Genomic DNA, 20,770 nt, shown 5'->3' on the forward strand with positions numbered 1-20,770 from the left:
TTATGCATTATAATTTTATAAAAAATTTACTTAGTGGAGCAAAAATATTTGCTAGAATAGTAGTGCTATGCAGTCTACTAAATTTTACTATTATCCATAATAGTTATGCAGAAGAACCAAAACAAAAAGATACTTTAGATACTATAATTGATATTCTCTCAAATTTGACCTGTGAAACTCAAGGTATCGGTGATTTATTACGTACGGAATTTTCTCACACTTGTATACCGGCATCATTTTTTACCTTTGCTGTTTCTAATATAATCTCGCCAGGATTATATGCAAATACCATGCTACGTCTTAAAATAAATGACCATGAATTATTTGATGGAGATTACCCTGGAGGACAATGTGCAAGAAATAATAAAATTGATCCAAATGACCCTAAATTAACCTTTGCATTGTGTAATAACGTTAAGCTAGCAGCTGTTAGAGTGAAGGCGATAGCCCTTTCTGCTCTTGCTATTGCCAAAGCCGTATTAACCGGTTCCGATCCTTGGAAAGATATTATGGACGCATGGAAGAGCAATAAAGCATCATTTCATAATATTTATAAGGACAAAAAAGATGGTTACAAAGATGCGATGATAGACTTGGTCATATCACCTATACCTATACCAGCTATTATATTTAAAGTAGTAAAAATAAAAGATACCATGTGTGTGGCTGCTCCTAGTATATTAGCAGATTGGGTACCAGTTGGCTGTAAGTATATTAGAGAACCTTACCCTGAATCAATTTATGCGACTTTTATGAGTCTTGATGGTGGAACTAAGAAAGGTCCTAATACCGCTACTGACCCAATGGCAATAGTTGATTGTGGTTTGTCATCTTCTAGTTGTTACCAAAGAGCTTATAATAATTCTAAAACAGCCATTGTTATCTCTTCACCATTAATAGAATGTATTAAAGAAATGACAGCAAGATTACTGGTTAGTAAAGATGTTTGTACATTTGATGATATTAATAAAGTAATTAATTCAAGCAAAAGAGAAAGTAGCATATTATTTCAATTTCAACGTAATATGCACCGAACTGTTACCGCTTTATTGACTATATATGTAATTTTCTTTGGTTTTAAAATTATACTTTCTAGTGATGTTCCTCCTAAAAATGAAATAATTAATTTTGTATTAAAGATGTTGTTTGTAACCTATTTTTCTGTAGGTATAAACATTACTCCTGGTAGTAATTCTGACTATAATCGACTAGATGGTATGGTGCAATGGGCTTTTCCTTTATTATTAGGAGGAATAGATACACTTGCTGGTTGGGTTATGAATGCTTCTCCATCAGAGTTGTGTAAATTTGATGCTAAAGATTACGATAAAAATCTTTCTTATATGGCATTATGGGATTCATTAGACTGTCATGTAAGCCATTATTTAGGATTAGATATCCTATCAACCTTACTGGTAGAAAATCAATATAAAAATCATGATTTCAAGAGTTTTGACTTTTTTAGTTTCTCAGCCCCACCTTATGTATATTTACTGATTCCTGCTATTATTTCAGGTAACATGACTCTAGTATCTCTGGCACTGTCCTATCCTTTATTAGTGATTTCTGTTGGAGCGTTTATGGTGAATGCTACAGTGATGTGCATGATATCTATAGTAATATTAGGTGTTTTAGCTCCTCTTTTTGTGCCAATGTTTTTATTTGAATATACTCGTGGTTACTTTGAATCATGGGTAAAGTTATTAATATCATTTTTGCTACAACCTATGGTAGTGGTAACCTTTCTGATTATGATGTTTTCAGTTTATGATTTCGGTTTTTATGGTCACTGTAAATATACAAATAAAACTATACAAAATAGTATAGAAAGTGGGGGAGATGGAAAAAGAAAGGTAAAAATATTTTATGTTAATACTAATTGGGATAAATATGAGAAAGATGAAAGTAAAGGTATAGATAATGCTAAAAGCTGTCAAAATAGCCTAGGTTATATGCTTAATAATCCACTGTCAACAGTTTTTAATTTTGCTAAAGATAACCTCAACGAGATGGTCAAAAAAAAACCAGGTAGTGGCAGTACAAGCGATTATTTATCTGAATACCCGTTTTTGCAGGGTATTATTATGGGACCTGGTATGTTCTTTGTATCACCCAAATTAGTTTTTGAGAAAATTAAGGATATTGCTCTAGCTTTAATTACTGCCTGCTTTACTTTGTATTTAATGTATCACTTTAGTAGCCAATTAGCAGAGTTTGCAGCTGATATGACTGAAGGTGTACCTCTTAGTGGTGTTGCCATACATCCACAGGCAATATACAAAGCTGGTATGGCTGCTCTTGGAGCTGCTGGTAAAATGCAGGCGGCTGATAAAGTAGCTAGAGGTGCTGGAGGCGCTACTAAGGATATGGGTGGTGGAGGTGGATCAGCCGGAGATACTGAAGCTACTGGTGGTGAATCAGCAGGAGATAGTTTAGACACTAGCGGTTCATCTAGAGATACTGTATCAACAGCAGGAGGAGGTGGTGGTAAGTCTCTAGGTGGTGGTGGACTTCCTCTCTCTTCAGCCCGTCATATAGCAGAATCTACTGCAGCTGGTGTATCTGAATCGAGTTCTTCAGATGCAGGAGATTCTTCAAAGGAATCAAGGGTTAATTTGCAGACTATTGACGAACCTATTCTACCTCCAACTAATAAAATAGTAGAAACAGAGGATTTTGTTAATAGATCACCACAGATAGCTACAACAAATACACAAGAATTAGGAAGGACAGTAGAGAAAGCAAGTCCTGCTAAGGAATTACCAAAAGAGCAAAAGACCCATGAGTTACTTTCTAAAACTTTGGGAGGACTTGAAGATTCTACGGTGCAAGCTGGAAAGGCTGGTGACATTCAACAAGAAATAAAAAATCGTGAGGAAAAAGCTAGGAAGGAGAGCGATCTTAAAACTAAACCAGCTAAGAAAACTACAACTGCTAGAACTAATGTAAAAAAAGATGGCTCTAATGAAAATTCATAAAGTCACCAACTGTACAAGTTTAAGTAGGTATAATAGTCCTCGATGTCATTCCAGCGTAGGCGGGAATGATATTAAGGGAAACAGGAATAGACCTCTTTCGAAACTCGCTTATGCGCAAGGGTGTGAAGGAGACGCTTCACCTCGAACCGCAGCGTACTCTAATGTACGTGAGGATTCGAGTACAAACGTCGCGTACAAATCGCCAGCAGAAGTAGAGTTTCGAAAGAGGTCTAATGATATAAAAGGAAGCAGGAATAACACATTAGGGCTGTTATACCTACTTAAAACTTGCCCACTTGGTAAAGTCATAAAAATTTTTATACAATGTTGTTTGGTACTTTTTTCAAGCAAAGTTTTTGCTGGTTTTGGAGATCCGTGTCCATCAGCTACATTTGCAGTAGATGATTATCTAAGACAAAACACAGCTTACGGGCATCTTCTATATAGTATTGATATAACCGGTACTCCTAATGGTGTGATGCAACTGACCCACAATTTAAATTCTGTCTCAAAAATAAAGATGGTAGTCCTCTAGAATGTAAAGTTATTACTCTTAATTTAAATTATTCTAAGCGTCTTAGTGAGTTAAGCACTGATAATAATCCTGATTTAGGTGGAAATACTTTATTAAAAGATATTATTTTAACAGTAAAAATTGTCGATAAAAGATTGTGCCTAGTCATGGCTACCTCAAAAGGACAACTTCCACTAGCTTGTAAAAATACTACCACACCAGCTCCGATAGCACCACCAGACGAACAATGCCGGAATATAGGTAAAACTTGTTATATGGGTACTACAAGGAGTCAGTCATTACTTAATTTTTCTGGCTTAGCTGTAGATTGTGTAAAGGAAACTCTTGATAAAGTTTTTTTTCGTTATAGTAGCTGTGATCCAAAAAATGATCAGATTAGTTTGACTGCCCTTAATCCTTTCTCAACCTTCCAAGAATCTTTGAAAATATCTATTAGGGCGGCGTTAATATTATATGTTATGTTTTTTGCTGTTAATATGATTTTAAACAAAGAATATGGTAATTTAGATAAAATAGCATCTTTTGTTATGAAGCTAATAGTTGTCACTTATTTTGCTACAGGTCTTGGACCAGCGTATTTTAAGGGTGGAAAGGAAACTACCGAAAATGGTATGCTGCAGTATGGTTTACCATTACTCACGGAGCTTACTCCACAATTTGCGCAAATAGTTTTTAATGCTGGTGGCTCTCGAGGATTATGTGAGTACGATACTAGTAAGTATAAAGATGGGTATAAGTTTTATGCACTTTGGGATGCTGTTGATTGTAGGATAGGTTATTATTTGGGTATGGGGCTATATTACAACACAGAATCCGTTTTAAACGGTATTCCTAATGATGTGCCGGGTGGAACTAAAGGTACTGCTGTAAACTTTAAAAAACCTGGAAATGAAGCTCCGGATGCATTGAGAAAAGTGGGAGGATTCAGATTTTTTACTGTAATGTTTGGTTTATTCTTATCTGGACAAATAATAATAGTAGCATCTGGAATAATATTTTCCGTAATATTTGTTTCAATAATTTTATATTTTATAACACACTATTTAGTATGTCTAGTTACCATATATGTCATGACCTATATTTCTCCTATATTTATTCCTATGGCTTTATTTACTAGAACCAAAGCGTATTTTGATGCATGGCTAAAAATTTGTATATCTTGTGCAGTGCAGCCTGCAGTGGTAGCTGGTTTTATTGCCTTATTACTTACTATGTATGATTCGGCAATATACAAGAATTCTGAGTTTATGAGGCATGACTATACGTATAGCAGTGATGCTCAGTTTAGTACTTTTGAGCTTAGATTACCAAATACTAATACTGAGGATTGTAAAAATAGTGCTGGATATAAATTATTACGATATTATTCAGGGGAAGGTTGGGAGAAGCATCTTTTAATTCTTTTTCCAATTAAATCAATTGTTATAGATGTCGTATCACTATTAGTAGACTTACTTTATGTATTAATTTTTTCAATTATTTTCTATTATTTTTCAAAATCAATTAGTCAATTTGCTGCCGAGCTTACTGGTGGTCCTATCATGGATTCTGTAACAGCTAGTCCTACTAAGATAGTTGATATGGTTAAAAAAGGGGCAGAGTTTATTGCCGATGCTGCAAAAAGCTCCGGTGGAAAACCACCGCAGAAAAATCCTTTAGAAAAACCAAGGAAAGGAGGAGAAGAAGCAAAAGATTCAGGTGGGGGTGATAGTGGTGGCGGTAGTGAAGGTGGTATGAGTTCTGGAGGTGGTGGCGGTGGTTAACTTGGATATTATTGTATGAAAGGAAATTTATCAAAACTCATAATGGTATTAGGCATAGCGGCTCTAGTGGTTAGCATTGTTATGGTATTACTTGCGATGATAGGGTCAGTAAAAATTACCAATGGTTGCCTCCTTAGATATGATCAAGATGCAGAGGGAGGTAGTACTGATCGTATTACTAATACAATCATGCTTAACGCAACAGCAAACTATACTGTTATTACCACAACAAAACCAGATGGTTCAATTGAAACTAAGTATGATCCTAAACATTATGGAGAATGGTTAAATACTAATCTAGCTGTTACAGATAAGCAGGATGTTAAGTTTAAAATAGAGGGCAACATAAGTCTTTGTAGAGCTTATATTCCAAAAAATAATATTCAACAATCTTCAGATCTAGATACCAATAATAACATGGTTGCCATCCCTAGGATTGAAGAAACTAATGCAGAACCACTATCTTTAATTTTTGATGCTAAAACTGATGAATGGCGAAATATAGCTGAATTGTTTATTAATGATCAGGTTATAGTATCAATTTTACCGGATCACAAAAAATTGCCGAATTTGCCAAATAATATGGCTAGTGTAAAAAATATCTTTAAGCTTGTTAAGCAAGATGGTGAATTTAAAAATTTTATAGAGACAGCAGATTGTTCAGAAGGCAAGAGAAAATACAGCCCATTATGTGGTAGATATTCAATATATTCCGGACAGTATGTTGATAATTGTAAGTGGAATAGTAGTTATTATAATAAACAAACCAAATTTTGTCACCCAGCATGTATTTCGTCACCGTGGGGATGTGATAAGGCAAGTTGCTTTTTTGATAGTGGTTGTTGTCCAAAAGAATGTTCTAAAGCAGGTGCATATATTAGTACATATAAAACTGCTCCGGAAGTTTACAAAGAAGATAATAGTTATAGTTTTCCTTGGTCGGATGACTTCAATAAGTTATATTTTAATGCAGGGTTACGTTGTACTTATACGGATAATGTTCCAACAGGTAACTGTCCTGACCCGGGTAATTATGATACCAAAGATGCCACTATAATAATGAGTGATACCTACCAAAAAAGTCAAAAACGTTTTTGGTACTCCGCCGATGGTCCAACAGGTTTATTATATAGAATGGATAATAGTGAGACCCCAACTAATGCTAAATCTTTAGGGACAGGCTATGAATTTGCTAAAATAATTGCTGGAAACAAAGATTATGATCCAATAAATAGTAGTCAAGATGCTAATATTAAATATCAAATCATTTATAACAAGACTCTAGCTGGTGTATCAAAGAGCTATTTACAATATCGTTTATGGTCAAAAGATGACAAATATACCAATAATACTGGTGGCTATGTCTTAAACATTAAGCAGACCAAATGTCGAAGAACTAATGGTGAGAGTTTTGATGATGTTGTGGCTGATCGTGGTAAAATACAATATTTAGTAGTACCATATGACGAAAATCCTAACACATCTAGTAAATCCTATACAGCCAATAATATTAGTATGGATGATGCAGAAGGTAATGCGAAGATTACTGCGAATAATGATGGATATCTATGGATGAGAATTCTCAATAAAAAAGAGGATTATAAAGAAAGTTATGGTAGGTATCAAGTACAATTCTTTACCTCAGAAAAAGTTGGTAGTTTTACTTTAAATATTTTAACCCCTTTATTTGAGTTATTAAAAGATAAAATCAAGGGTGCAGCTGTGATGATTTTTAAGAACATGACTTGCTATGGTGGGGGAGTTACTACTTGTACTAACTTTTTTAACTATATAAAAGCCGTACTAATTCTTTACGTTATGTCATACGGAGCAATGTTTTTATTAGGTATGGTCAAAATCAACCAACAAGATTTGGTAATTAGGATAGCAAAAATCGCTATAGTTAGTGGGTTAATGAATGAAAGTACTTTTGAATTTTTCAATAATTATATATTTGATTTTGTAACTAATTTTTCAGATGGAATCATTTCCAATATGAGTGGCTATAGCATGTTTTCATCGACGAATAAGATAACAAATCCTTTCATGTTCCTAGATGCATTAATGAGTAAAATATTGTTCAGTAAAACTTTTGCTGGTCAAGTGCTTTCTTTAATCTCTATGGGTCTTAGTGGATTGATTTATTTTGTTATAGTATTTATTGCTACAATGATAGTAATCATCACCGCTCTTCGAGCCGTGGCAGTTTATATTATGGCATTTATGGCAATCGCTATATTAATTGGTGTAGCTCCATTGTTTCTTACGTTTATGCTATTTGATTTCACTAGATATTTATTTGATAATTGGGTGAGGTTTACTTTTAAATATATGATAGAGCCAGTAATTTTAATGGCAGGAATTATTATACTTACTCAGCTATTTACAATTTACTTGGATTTTGCAACTGGTTATAGTGTGTGTTGGAAATGTGCTTTACCTATAAAAGTTCCATTCCCTGCTATCCCAAGTCTTCCTGCGATTTTCTCTAATTTAGAGATTTTTTGTATCAATTGGTTTGTACCTTGGGGAATGGATCATCGTTCTGGCATGATGGGTTTGAATATGCAACATTATATTGCATTAATTATAATTGCTTATGGAATGTATGGTTATGTTGAATTTTCTGGAAAAATGGTGGCAAAGTTGACTAGTACCGCTGGACCTTCTGCAACATCTATGGGGCATGCGATGTCATCGGCAATGGAACAAGGAGCTTTAAAAAAGGTTGGTTTAGATCAGGCATCTAGAGATACAATTAAGAAAGAAGCTGCCGGTAGATTAAAAGATAGGAATAAAGCAATCGATAAAGGAAATAAAGCTAGGTCAAAAAGTGATAAGGATAGTGATGGTAATAATAAGGATCAGAATCCAAGAAGTGGTGTTGAGAGTGATAGTGGTAATGAAAGTGTTTCTAATGCGAATCCAAAGTAATAACTGAAAATGAAGTGAATAGGATGAGAAATTTCAGGTATTTAATTTTGTTGGTAGATTTTCTACTTAAAGGGCAACTGTTTATTGCCTTAGTAGTCCTATTAGCCTGTAATCCTGTCAAAGCTGATGATAATGAGAAAGATGCTAAATTTGATTGGATGAGTTCGAGTTTAAGTGGACTTGCAGCTCTATTTTCAGCATGTCTAGAAGTACCAAAATTCAATAGTTTTCAAGAAGGTAGCATTTCTTTAGACCTTACAAAACCAAATGAATGGAATTCTACTGGTAACTATGTCAAAAAAGATAAAGCCATTAAGTTTGACTGGAGTACTAGTGGAGCTGTAAGTAGTCCAAGAAGATACCGAGTGATGTACCGTATAGATCCAAGGTTCAATAGACCACAAATATTTATTAAAACTTTTAATTATTTAACTAAAAAATATGAAGCTACTAATTTTCCTAAATTTAAGGCAACTGATCCAACTAAAGATTATATAAGTTTGGCATTTAGCAAAATGCAGAATTATGTAGACTATTTTAATTTTGCTGAAAATCGTCAGAAGATTCGGGTAGAAAAAGGTGATGTAATAAATATAACTCTCACAGGAGCAGGAGATTTTTTTAGTGTAGCTACTGACGAAGATTTTTTAAAGTCAGAGCTTGACAATAATATATTAGGAGTCCCGTCACTTTATACAAATAGCAACCTTGATAATAAAATACTATATTCAACTGCAGAAAAATTGTGTGATTCTATTGACCCCTCATCAAGGGATAAAGTGTGTCAGGATACTGGAGCAAATACGAAATACAAGGTGTTAGATAAGTTAGCATTAGTTGGTAAACCGTTAACCCAAGGCTCTATACAACAGATTATTATAACTTGTCCTGATTTTGCTAATGATAAAGATAACTCTCCAGTGTGCTTCTATGATCAAGGGAGAGGGATGAGGATACTAGTAAATAACCAGATTATAAAGAGAGAAGCGGAAAGTTTTGTATATTCTAAATTTCTAAAAAAGAGTTTCTTATATTATAAATCTGATATTGCTGGAGATTTAGATTTTTTAACTGATTGGTCAATCCAAGGCATGTTTACCTCCCTAGACAAACCTTTAATGAGTGATTGGACTACATTTTCTGATCTTGACAAACTTAATTCTTATATTAATGACTCTACTGTTGTAGACTTAAGTAGTAGTTTTTTACATTTTGGACGCTACATTATGATGGTAGAAGTAGGTAATGGTGATAAGAGTATTAGTGATGTACAACAAAAAGACATAGAAGTTGAATATATTATAATGAAAGATGGCGGTACACCACTTGCATCGCTAGTGGGTACACAAATCAACCAAGATTTTGCAACTGATGCTGACAAAGATGGCTATTTATGGGTTAGAGTAAAGAATCCTAATAAAGAGGTAATGGGGTTAATTAAAGTAAATTATGCTAATTATACGGGGAGTACTTGGTTCTCAGATATTGTATATAACGGAGCAGTTAAACCTATTACCAAGGAGTTTCATAAATTTACTATGAATTTTTATACTAAACTAACTAAAAATGTAACATTACACCGAATCATAAAAGCTGCATTGATTCTTTATGTAATGATATATGCTTTAACCTTTTTAGCGGGTGCTATTCAAATAACTGCCAAAGACTTATTAACGAGGATTATAAAAATAACTTTGATAGTTATCCTAATAGGAGATGATAGTTGGAACTTTTTCAATAATTACTTATTTAATGCCTTTATTAAGGGTACTGACTATCTAATGACCAATGTAGTAGGGCTTACTAGTTCTACAGCTAACATTTTTGGTTTTATTGATCCAATATTTGATAAATATACCAATGGCAGATTTTGGGGGCTTTTATTTATACAATTACTCCAAATCCATAATGGTCTTACCCTTGTTGCTATCATGACTATTTATTCTCTGACGCTTTATTTTAGAGCCATTTTGGAAGTTATCATAGGTTACGTTATAGCCTATATTGGTCTTGCGATTATGATATCTTTAGCACCATTATTCATAATTTTGGTACTATTTGAGAAGACAAAAAGCATTTTCGATAACTGGTTATCTACTTTATTTAGTTATATGATGCAACCAACCATATTATTAATATTTTTTCTATTAATAGATCAGGTGATGTCTGAACAACTTTTAAAGATTGTGGTAAGAGCATGTTGGGATAGTACGTTCATCCCAATAGAGATAGGGTTAGATCTAACGCATATGAACATACCGATTAATTTCTCGTTTAAATTACCATTTTTACCTGGGATACCTTTCTTCGCACCGGATGTTACGGAAATTAATAATGCACAGGATTTATTAAATTCTACTGGTACATTCTTGGTAATATTTACCAGTAGCTTGTTATTCTATGCTTATTGCCTAATGTGTTATGGACTTGTCGATTATGTGACTATAGTAGTTGCTCAATTGACCAACGTAACACCTGCAAGACAAGAGGGTGATTTCCAAAGGCCTGATAATCCTACAAAATCTATTATGCAGGATATGGAATCTGTGGCAAGACCAGTCAAGGATTTAGCTTTTGCTCCAGCTAGGATATTTAAGGATAAGGTTATAGATCAAAATTATAAAGCTAGGAAAAGTGATCCTGACGGCAAGAAAGAATATACTGGCAAAATATTTGCCTCAAGAAATGATTCAGACACTGGTGGTGAAGCAGATGGTGGATCTAATAAAAAGGAATAATTACTATTTAACCTGAATTCGATGTAACAAGTTACATCGAATTCAGTATTATATATAGAAACAATCAGGTTTGAAGCGGCTGCCCACCTGATTGTTAAAATATAATACTCCATTCAATATGTGATTTTAATAATTAAAATCACATATTACCCCAATTCGGGATAAGAATTAGTTAATTCTTATCCCGAATTCGCGTATATTGAATGATGAAAAAAGTTAAAATGCACCCACGTCAGCCGCTTCAAGAGTGCATTTTTCCTTATAACAAAGCCAGTTCGATATAAGAATTAATAATTCTTATATCGAACTGAGGTTATTTAAGCCTAGGTTTCTATAAATGAAGAATATTTTTGCTATTTTATTAATTTCTATGTTGTGCCTTTCAGGGTGTACTGGCGATAGGTGCATTGATGCAGATGATTTTGGCTTTATAAAATTTGTAATTTCTTCAAGATATAAAAAAGAAAAGTTAAGCGGGCAACAAGATAATCAAACAGCTCCTTGGATCAATACTGGATATAATGTAAATGGTCAACCACTCACTATATTGGTAAAAACTTGGGATTATTCTAAAGGAGATAAAAACAACTCTACAGAATTATCAGCTTGGAGTGCGTGGTATGGTCAAGAAAAAAATACCAATACTTTATCCGAATTTTGTAAGAGACTACAAGTATGCAAATTTATAGATGACAGGATGTGTACTAAGAGTAAGGATGCCAAAATTAGTAACGCACCATGTTTATTTAAAAATGGTGTAGGGCTATACATGTTAATTGCTGAGCATGATACAAATCCTAATCTCTCTTTGGATACACAGCGTACACCAAAAGGCATTACCGCCCACCTTGGTGAACCTCTTGCTGGTTATGAACTTTATGATCTTAATAAAAGAGGGGAATTAGTAAAAGCTGGAGGAATAAGTTATCAATATGAAGGTAAAGGTGAAGTTAGCCCATTATATTTTAAGATTTTAGATAAATTTTATGATGATAATAATGGTCAGTATCGTGTAGTTATTAAATCTGGGGTCACTGACACTAGACCTGACCCTATTGAATTTTTAACGAATTTAATAAAAGCTGAGTTATTTGGTGATGATGAGAATCATGGGCTAGTTAGGTCAATTTACGAGGGTATTATTAAAACACCAGGATATCGTGTATCTGTTTCAGCTCTGTTAACTTTGTATATTATGTTTACAGGATTTTCTTTCCTAATTGGTAATGTTAATCTCACACATACTGAATTAATAATTAGAGTAGTAAAAGTTAGTATAGTATCTACGTTACTTAGTTCAACTAGTAGCTGGCAATTTTTCCATGATTACTTATTCGTGTTTTTTATGGAAGGGGTAGAAGAAATATTACGAATAATTAAAGAAACAGCGGCTACCGGACCTGGATCTTGGAGTATTATAGGTTTAATGATAGCCCCGCAAACTATGGCAAAATTATTTTCATTACTATTTGTCGATCCTTTAGGGTTTATATATATAATTTTATTCTTGATAGCCCTTTATTTTATCTTCATGATGGTATTTAAGGCTACTATTATATATCTTACAGCACTGATAACTGTTGGGATGATTATCATAATGGCACCAATATTCATTTGCTTTATGTTATTTGGTATCACGCGTTCATTGTTTGAAAACTGGTTAAGACAGCTGATTTCCTATGCACTACAACCAATTATATTATTTACTGGTATTGCTTTTATTTCAATGATTATCAGAACAGAAATATATTCTTCACTTGGTTTTGGAGTATGTAAGTATGACTTCCCAAATTTAGGACCGATAAATGAACTGTTTGGTAGTATAAATGAAGATCTAGACACTAGTCTTGGAGACTCAATATTTTATTGGTGGTTTCCATCTCCAATGAAAGCTGGCAAATTTTCTAAAACAAAAGCTAATATATTAGTGCCTGTTGATCATCGCATCGATGATGGCTCGCCTGATGGCAAACTATGTTTAGCTTATCAATGTATCGAGGAAAGATATGTTGAATTACCATTTTTAGATCTAGTCAACGATGTAAGAAGAATTGATAATTTTTTCAGTGGTCACTTTGTTCAGCTGGATGGATTATTGTTAATTTTTGTATGTGTTTATTTACTAAGTAAATTTAATGATATAGCTGTTTCAAGTGCTAAATTCTTATCTAGCACCTCAGGTAATCTAACAAATTTACAAGCAATTGGACAAGCCGCTTTTGCCCCTATTCAACAGCAAATAGAAAGACCTGCAAATTATGTTGTAAAGGCTGCTAAGAAAAGGGTGAATCAACACATTATCGAAAAAGCTAGTATGTTTTTTGCCGAAGGGTTTGAAGACAAAATGATGAAGGGTGTAACACGAGAAGCACTGAAATCACCAAAATCTAGTGTTTTAGATGAAGTAAAAAGAACTTATGGTATAGATTATAAAGATGTTAATGTTCATGCTCAAGATGATTACCAAAAGGGTATTAGTGAAGTTATCAAAGTAATTAAACCGGATGGAACGGATAAAGAATTTAAGGGTAATAGTTACTCCGAACTTCGTGATTATTTAGCGGATCTTAAATTTGGAGAAGGTAAAAAACTTGACAAAGATCAGCAGAAAGAGCTTGATGATTTAATGAAAACTAAAGATGGTAAAACTTTACGAGAATTAGCGAGTGATGCAAAGTTTACCAAAGATTTCCAGCAAGCTTATGTGGATACACATCAAGCAATGTCAGCAAGGGGAATAGGGTTATTTGGTAAAAATATAGCACCTCTCAAAAGTTGGCAAGAGATGAATAGGCATGTTGATGAAAAGAGAGAGCTACGTGATAAGAAGCGTAAAAATATAGGAGAGAGAATATATGCTGGTTATGAAGGATTAAAACGAGAGGCACTTACTGCTATTGTTGGTAAAGATTTACGGGATGCTTTTGAGGGTAACTTAACTGGGGCAGAGTGGGAAGATTTTAATTATAATGATTCAAGACTTAGAACACATAGTGAATCACTTAAGGATCAGCAAAGATCTTTGGAACATCAAGAACTTCTAACTAAAATCAATAAAGAAACCATTGCTGTTCAGGAAGATATTTCATCTCCTGAATATCTAGCCAAGCTTGAATTACAGGGTAGAACAGCAGATATTGCATATTATGCAGAACTATCTAACAAAAAACTTGCCTTTGAGATATATGATGCTTTAGCTAAAGGTGAAGGTGATGACGGGGAGAATCCCGTGTTGATGGGCGAGCGATTCATGCGAGAAAAAGCAACGGATACTCAAACTCGTAATATGATTGACAGTGCTTATAGAATTGAGCAGACACTAATAGATAACGATAAATATGCACGCAGACAAGAACATTATGAAATTATGCGTGAGAAAGCTGAAGCTAATGGGGATAATCAATCTTTAGAGTATAGTAAAGCAGTACTAAAGAAAATAGAAGAAAGAAAAGAACTTATTAAGAAAGAAGTTATATCTCACATTGATGGAATTAATCAATATCGCTTAGGTGCTAGAATGCCTAAATATGAAAAAAATGATTAACAATAGTCTATTACCCCTTACCAATCACTACTATGTCACCCCGCAGGGGTTAAATATATAAACACCTCCTCCTTCAGGAGATTTTTTTAGATCCCCGCCATAGCTCCATAATTTTGACGTTAGCACTACAATTGTAGCATTAAGTATAGCATATATTTTTTAGGTACTAATAGACTTTTGAAAATTTATTAAAATATCTATTTATTAAATTTATAATAGTTGTATTTTAGTAAATTTAAACTATTAATTGTTATTTGGGTGAAAACAACAACCATATTTATACTCCTGTTTATAATTTCTGTAACAAATAAGATTTATGCATCAGCCTGGTTAATTGACTCAGGCAAGTACAAATATACGGTTACTGCTAGCAATATTGATAAAAATTCTAAAAATATTAAACAAGTAAGAGCCAATCTTTTTCTACAAATTCAGTGTAAATTGGCATATTTAAAAGATCGTATTAAGTTGGTTAATAATTCATCGGCTCTTTATAATAAGTTATTTAGGCAAATTCAATTTTTAGAGCGTAGATCTAGAGAAATATCCTCATACCAAGACGAATTAATGCGAATCTTTGCTATCGAATATGGAATTAATAAAAACCAAAATTTGGGAATTCAATTACTTTATAAAGAAAATAAATTCCAAGGAAGTAATGACATGAACTACCTGTCTAATGATAAAGAAATTGGTATATTTTATAAAATTAAGCTCTTTCAGAACACTAATAAGATAGTTTCAGTTCAGCCAAGAATATACATGACCAAAGATGGTTGCCAACAGCAATTTTCTTATGAATTATTATTGCTATCAGCATTTTCCAAAAAAATTCGTACAGTTTCGGTATTTGCTGAAAGTGTTTTTAGTTTTGGGCAAGCCCTAAATAACTCATATACAAGAAGAAGTCATTATAGTTTTTCAATATCTGAAGGCATTGAATTTCAAAATGGCATTATGTTAGTAGACTTTACCAAATATTATACTAGGAGAAATTACGGTTCTATTTATAATAGAACTTTATATAAGCAATTTTCAGTTGCAAAAAAGATTAAATTTGGTAATCTAAAGAAGAATAGCCTAACAACACAAATAGGGTATTTTTGTGATAAAAGCCTAATTAATAAACATTATAAAATATCAGGAGTAATATTTTCAATATGGATGGATGTATAAAAAATATTAATAGAGAGTTTTTAGATATTCTACTAAAAGAACAACTACTTACGGATTTACAAATATCTCATGTTAAGTTCAAATTAATTGAGAGTACTGGTGAGAATGATTTTTTTAATGTGATAATTGCAGAAGGAATTATTAATAATGAGATGGTTATAGATATTTTGTATAAAAATAAATTATTGCCTCTATTGAATGTGCAAGAAACACAGGTTAAGATTTGTGATTATGCAAAAATTGATCAATATGTAGAAAATGGTTATTTCATTTATGAAAACGATAAAAGCAATAAAGTGCTTGCTATAAATGACCTAGCTTATTTAAGGAAGTTATCAACAATACATTATAATGTACAGATTAATTTGGTCAAAAAGAATGACTTCTATCAGCTACTTGAACAAAATTTTAGCCATTTGAATATAATCAAATCCAAATATTTTCTTGAATTTATCTCAGTATACATGGTAGCAAAAAATATCAATTACACTAAGTCAATTATCATATTTTTTGTGATATATTTTGGAATATTATTTAATTTTAAACATATTTTTCATGTGATTAACATTATTTGCTATTTTTCACAAAATATTTTAAAAATTATGTTATTTAACCAAGCTGTAATTGTACAAAATACAGCGTTTAAAGGTAGTGATATCTCCATTTTAAAAAATGATTCTCTACCTATTTACACTATTTTACTTCCATTATATAAAGAATCAGGCAAGCTAAAGTCAATTATTAGTTATGTCGCTAATATTAATTATCCTAAACATAAATTAGATGTCAAAATCATTATTGAAGCAGATGATTATTTGATGATCAAGGAAAATATCCTATATGAATTACCTTCTTATATACATTTGCTTAAAGTACCTTTTAGTTTACCTAGGACTAAACCTAAAGCCCTTAATTATGCCATGCAATATTGCAGAGGAAAGTATGTAGTAATATATGATGCAGAAGATAGGCCTGATACTGATCAACTCCTTAAAGCAGTAATAGCCTTTGATGAATTACCGAAAGAATATGTTTGTTTGCAGGCTAAACTTAACTTTTATAATGAGAATGAAAATTTACTCACTAAACTTTTTAGCATAGAATATTGTTTATGGTTTAAATATCTTCTGAAAGGTTTAAGCTTGATGGATTTACCAGTAACTCTTGGAGGAACTAGCAATCATTTTAAGGTTGACGCCTTACAAACAATAGGATTTTGGGACGCTTATAATGTTACTGAGGATGCTGATTTAGGAATTAGATTATATTCTTTTGGTTATAAAGTTCATATGATAGATTCTTATACTTTAGAGGAATCACCTATAGATATTATAAGTTGGATAAATCAAAGATCTCGTTGGATAAAAGGATTTATCCAAACATTTTTGGTATTTCTTGCCCAAAAAGACAAATATAAAAGGTTTAAATTTTATCAAATAACTACTATTTTCATTTTTATTGGTTTTTCTTCTTATGGTTTTTGTTGTTTGCCATTTCTAATGCTAACTATTAAAATTAATACATTTGCCATAATTAATTATTTATGGATAATTAACAGTTTTTTTGCTTTTTCATACCTTTACGGAAGTGCTTTTTTTATTTTACTGATTAAAAAAGGAAAAATAACTAATTTTCGAATATTAGATATTGCTGCCTTGTTTGTGTGGCCTCTGTATTTTCTACTACATACGATAGCAAGTTATAAGGCGATTTGGGAGATTATTTTCATGCCCTTCAAATGGGATAAAACTCAGCATGGGATTAGTACTCTAGACCTTGAATAAATCAAGGTATACTCTAGAATAGAAAATCAATAATTGCGTTGTCGTTGTCCAAGACCTGCGGTACTCACGTACTAATGTACGCTACGTTCCTCGGCTTGAACACTCCTAGCACTTGTTGATTTTGATTCTATCGTCTACCAACTCTTCATTTACGAGCAGTATATACTTTAAAGCAGAAGAGTATGGTTTGGTAAATTACCGGTGAACATTAGAACGCTTGATACTAACACCACCCAAAATAAAGTAAAAGGTAAAAATACTTTCCAACCTAAACGCATTAATTGGTCGTAACGATATCTAGGTAATGTTGCTCTTATCCATAAAAAACAAAATAATAAAACCCCGGTTTTTAGTACAAACCACATAAAACCTGGCACAAAATTTAAGACTTTAATGCCAAAAGGTGGCAAATAGCCACCTAAGAAAAATGTGGTGGTCATACCGCTAGCTAAAATCATATTAGCGTACTCACCAAGAAAAAATAATGCAAATCCCATGGAAGAATATTCAACATTATAACCAGCAACTAGCTCAGACTCAGCTTCTGATAAATCAAAAGGCAATCTATTCGTTTCTACAAGTACTGATATGAAGAATATTACTGCCATAGGTAACAGCATCAAATCAACCCACCAAGGAAATAATCTTTGTCTTTCTATGATTTCTGAAAGATTAAGAGTACCTGTTGTTAAAAGTACAGTAACAATCACCAACCCTATAGATACTTCGTATGAAATCATCTGAGCCGACGAGCGAACAGCCCCAAGGAAAGCATATTTCGAATTACTTGCCCAGCCCGCTATGATTATACCATAAACAGCTAACGATGAGATGGCCATAATATACAAAACACCAACATTTATGTCGGCTAGTACAAGTTTCTTATCAAAAGGTATTACCGCCCAACCAATTAAACTAAGTACGAGGGTAATCATAGGTGCTAGGGTGAATAATATTTTATCAGCTTGGTTTGGTATAATTGTTTCTTTAAATAATAGTTTTACTGCATCGGCAATTGGTTGTAATAACCCAAAAGGTCCTACTACATTTGGACCTTTTCGGAGTTGCATTAGCCCTATTACTCTTCGCTCAGCATAGGTAAGGTAAGCTACGCACAGCAAAAGAGGAATAGTGATAGATAAAACTTTCAAAGCCACAATAATTAACGGCAATAGATATTGTTGAAAGAACGATATCATGCAACTTTGTCCCTTTCTTGCTTTGACTCTACACATTTTGCCATAGTAACAGATGCTCTACTAATCGAGTCTGTCATATAGTAATTTATAGGTTTAGTCACTATATCAGATTTAAGTAAATTATCGAGGGAGGTAAATTTTATAAAATCACAGCTCGTTATCTCAGAAATATTGGCAAATACCGGGAATTCTGCAGCCAACCTAGTTCTTATTTCATCTAAATTATTCATGCCAAGATTTAGCCCTAAACTATTAGCTAGATTATTTATAATAACCCAATCTTCTTTTGCTTGTCCTACTGGATGAGTTGCGGCTTTACCATATTGAGGTCTTCCTTCAAAATTTACGTAAGTGGCATCTTTTTCTGTATAGCTACTAGCAGGAAAGATTACATCTGCTACATTTGCTCCATTATCACCGTGATGTCCTTGATATACTACAAAAGATGATTTTATTTTGTTCATATCAATTTCATCACTGCCTAGTAAATATACAAACTTAATCTCACCCCTTTCTGCCTTTTGTAAAATTTCAAAAACTCCATTACCACCGTTTTTAGGACTAAAGCCTATATCTAAACTACCGACCATTGACGCATGATTATGTAGTATATTAAAACCATTCCAATCATCTCTAACTATCTTATATTTATCAACCATTTGGTGAATGAGTGCCAAAATAGCATAACCATCATCCCGAGAATATACACCATCACCAATAATTATAATTGGATTTTTTGCATGTTCTAATTCCTTAGCAAACTGATGTTCCTCTGATATTATTGCCTTAATTATGTCAGGGCTAGCCCCTAATTCATTTATATAATAAGTTTGGTTAGTAATATTGCCAATTCGAGCTACTTTTAGCTTTCCTTCTCTTTGCAATATGCCAATACGAGCATTTAGGACAGGAGCTACTTGTCTGATATTTGCACCAATTAACAAAGCTAGATCAGCTTCTTTAAGTCTAGAAATTGTTGTGTTAAATAGATAGTTCCCCCTACTAGATTGGTCTATTTTATAATTAAACTGGTTACTGTCAAAATTGTTACATCCAAGTTTCTGTAATAATGTTTTCAATAAAAACATTGATTCGGTGCATGCTAGCGTTCCAGCTATTGCTGCAATCTGGTCACCGACTTGATCAGCAGCAAGAGACTCTAATTTTTGTGCTACTAATGCAATAGCATCATTCCAAGAGGCTTCGACTAATTTGCCGTTTTTCCTGATATATGGAGAATCTAACCTTTGATATTTCAAACCATCATAAGCAAATCTTGCTTTATCTGATATCCATTCTTCGTTGATATCGTCATTAACCCTTGGTAATATCCTCATTACTTCAGATCCCCTACTATCAACCCTTATATTACAACCTTGTGCATCCAATACATCTATTGACTCAGTCTTTGTTAGTTCCCAACTACGAGCTTTAAAAGAATAAGGCTTGGAATTTAATGCTCCGACTGGGCAAATATCTATAATATTGCCTGATAATTCCGATTCAAGACTACGTTCAAGATACGAGGTTACTTCCATATGCTCCCCCCTGTAAAGAGTTCCTATTTCCTCAACTCCAGCAATATCAGTGGCAAATCTTATACATCTAGTACATTGTATGCATCTAGTCATATGGGTCTTAATCAAAGGTCCCATATACTTATCTTTGACCGTTCTTTTATTCTCCGAAAATCTAGAACTTGCTTTACCATATTTAAAGGCTTGATCCTGTAAATCACACTCACCTCCTTGATCACAAATAGGACAATCTAGGGGGTGATTAATCAATAGAAATTCCATCACTCCTTCACGAGCCTTTTTAACACCTATGGTATTAGTGTGGATAACCATACCTGAGGAGGCAGGCATAGCACAAGAAGCAATGGGCTTGGGAGATTTTTCCATCTCCACCAAGCACATACGGCAGTTACCGGCAATCTTCAAACGTTCATGAAAACAGAAATGTGGGATTTCTATACCAAGCTTGCTGCAGGCACGAAACACGGTTGCGCCTTCCTCTACTTCAACTTCAGTACCATCTATAGTAAGTTTTATCATTATATAATGTAGTTTTATATTACGTCGAAATTATACCACATTATATGTTACTCACTAATCTA

General features: G+C 33.2%; 7 protein-coding genes and 2 pseudogenes. 7 read left to right on the forward strand and 2 right to left on the reverse strand.

The genetic code is table 11. The annotated features are described in order from the left end of the window. The first annotated feature begins 2 nt into the window (after window positions 1-2). The 7 genes and pseudogenes from ACQH1W_RS06485 (at window position 3) to ACQH1W_RS06515 (ending at window position 17,452) form a co-directional block, all read left to right on the forward strand. Window positions 3-2,978 carry a type IV secretion system protein gene (locus ACQH1W_RS06485; RefSeq protein ID WP_425361019.1) on the forward strand — a complete coding sequence of 992 codons (2,976 nt, stop codon included), beginning with the start codon at window positions 3-5 and terminating at the stop codon, window positions 2,976-2,978. Window positions 2,979-3,246: 268 nt separating this feature from the next. Further along, a pseudogene (locus ACQH1W_RS06490) lies at window positions 3,247-5,276 on the forward strand (type IV secretion system protein). 15 nt (window positions 5,277-5,291) lie between these two features. Then, window positions 5,292-8,210, forward strand: a complete 2,919-nt coding sequence (locus ACQH1W_RS06495) for a type IV secretion system protein (protein WP_425361020.1) — start codon at window positions 5,292-5,294, stop codon at window positions 8,208-8,210. Between the two features lie 23 nt (window positions 8,211-8,233). After that, window positions 8,234-10,948, forward strand: coding sequence for a type IV secretion system protein (locus ACQH1W_RS06500; RefSeq protein WP_375332717.1), 2,715 nt, complete (start codon window positions 8,234-8,236; stop codon window positions 10,946-10,948). A 337-nt stretch (window positions 10,949-11,285) separates the two neighbouring features. Continuing rightward, a pseudogene (locus ACQH1W_RS06505) lies at window positions 11,286-14,408 on the forward strand (type IV secretion system protein); the annotation flags it as partial. Between the two features lie 342 nt (window positions 14,409-14,750). After that, the gene (locus ACQH1W_RS06510; protein ID WP_342279123.1) at window positions 14,751-15,668 is read left to right on the forward strand and encodes a hypothetical protein; all 918 of its coding nucleotides are present in this window, start codon (window positions 14,751-14,753) and stop codon (window positions 15,666-15,668) included. Beyond that, a complete protein-coding gene (locus tag ACQH1W_RS06515) occupies window positions 15,653-17,452 on the forward strand; it encodes a glycosyltransferase family 2 protein (RefSeq protein WP_341762715.1) in 1,800 nt (599 codons plus the stop codon). The genes ACQH1W_RS06510 and ACQH1W_RS06515 overlap by 16 nt, the downstream gene beginning before the upstream one ends. Before the next feature lie 167 nt (window positions 17,453-17,619). Here ACQH1W_RS06515 and nuoH read toward each other — a convergent pair whose 3' ends face one another. Further along, window positions 17,620-18,651, reverse strand: coding sequence for an NADH-quinone oxidoreductase subunit NuoH (nuoH, locus tag ACQH1W_RS06520; RefSeq protein ID WP_341762716.1), 1,032 nt, complete (start codon window positions 18,649-18,651; stop codon window positions 17,620-17,622). Continuing rightward, entirely contained in the window at window positions 18,648-20,708 is a 2,061-nt protein-coding gene (nuoG, locus tag ACQH1W_RS06525; protein WP_425361021.1) for an NADH-quinone oxidoreductase subunit NuoG, read from the reverse strand. The genes nuoH and nuoG overlap by 4 nt, the downstream gene beginning before the upstream one ends. Window positions 20,709-20,770: the final 62 nt, after the last annotated feature.

The organism is Candidatus Tisiphia endosymbiont of Stenodema calcarata, assembly GCF_964030695.1.
Lineage (GTDB): Bacteria > Pseudomonadota > Alphaproteobacteria > Rickettsiales > Rickettsiaceae > Tisiphia.

Coding starts and splice junctions, on each gene's coding strand:
- ACQH1W_RS06485 (WP_425361019.1), top strand. CDS start 3: ATGCATTATAATTTTATAAAAAATTTACTTAGTGGAGCAAAAATATTT.
- nuoG (WP_425361021.1), bottom strand. CDS start 20,708: ATGATAAAACTTACTATAGATGGTACTGAAGTTGAAGTAGAGGAAGGC.
- ACQH1W_RS06515 (WP_341762715.1), top strand. CDS start 15,653: ATGGATGGATGTATAAAAAATATTAATAGAGAGTTTTTAGATATTCTA.
- nuoH (WP_341762716.1), bottom strand. CDS start 18,651: ATGATATCGTTCTTTCAACAATATCTATTGCCGTTAATTATTGTGGCT.
- ACQH1W_RS06495 (WP_425361020.1), top strand. CDS start 5,292: ATGAAAGGAAATTTATCAAAACTCATAATGGTATTAGGCATAGCGGCT.
- ACQH1W_RS06500 (WP_375332717.1), top strand. CDS start 8,234: ATGAGAAATTTCAGGTATTTAATTTTGTTGGTAGATTTTCTACTTAAA.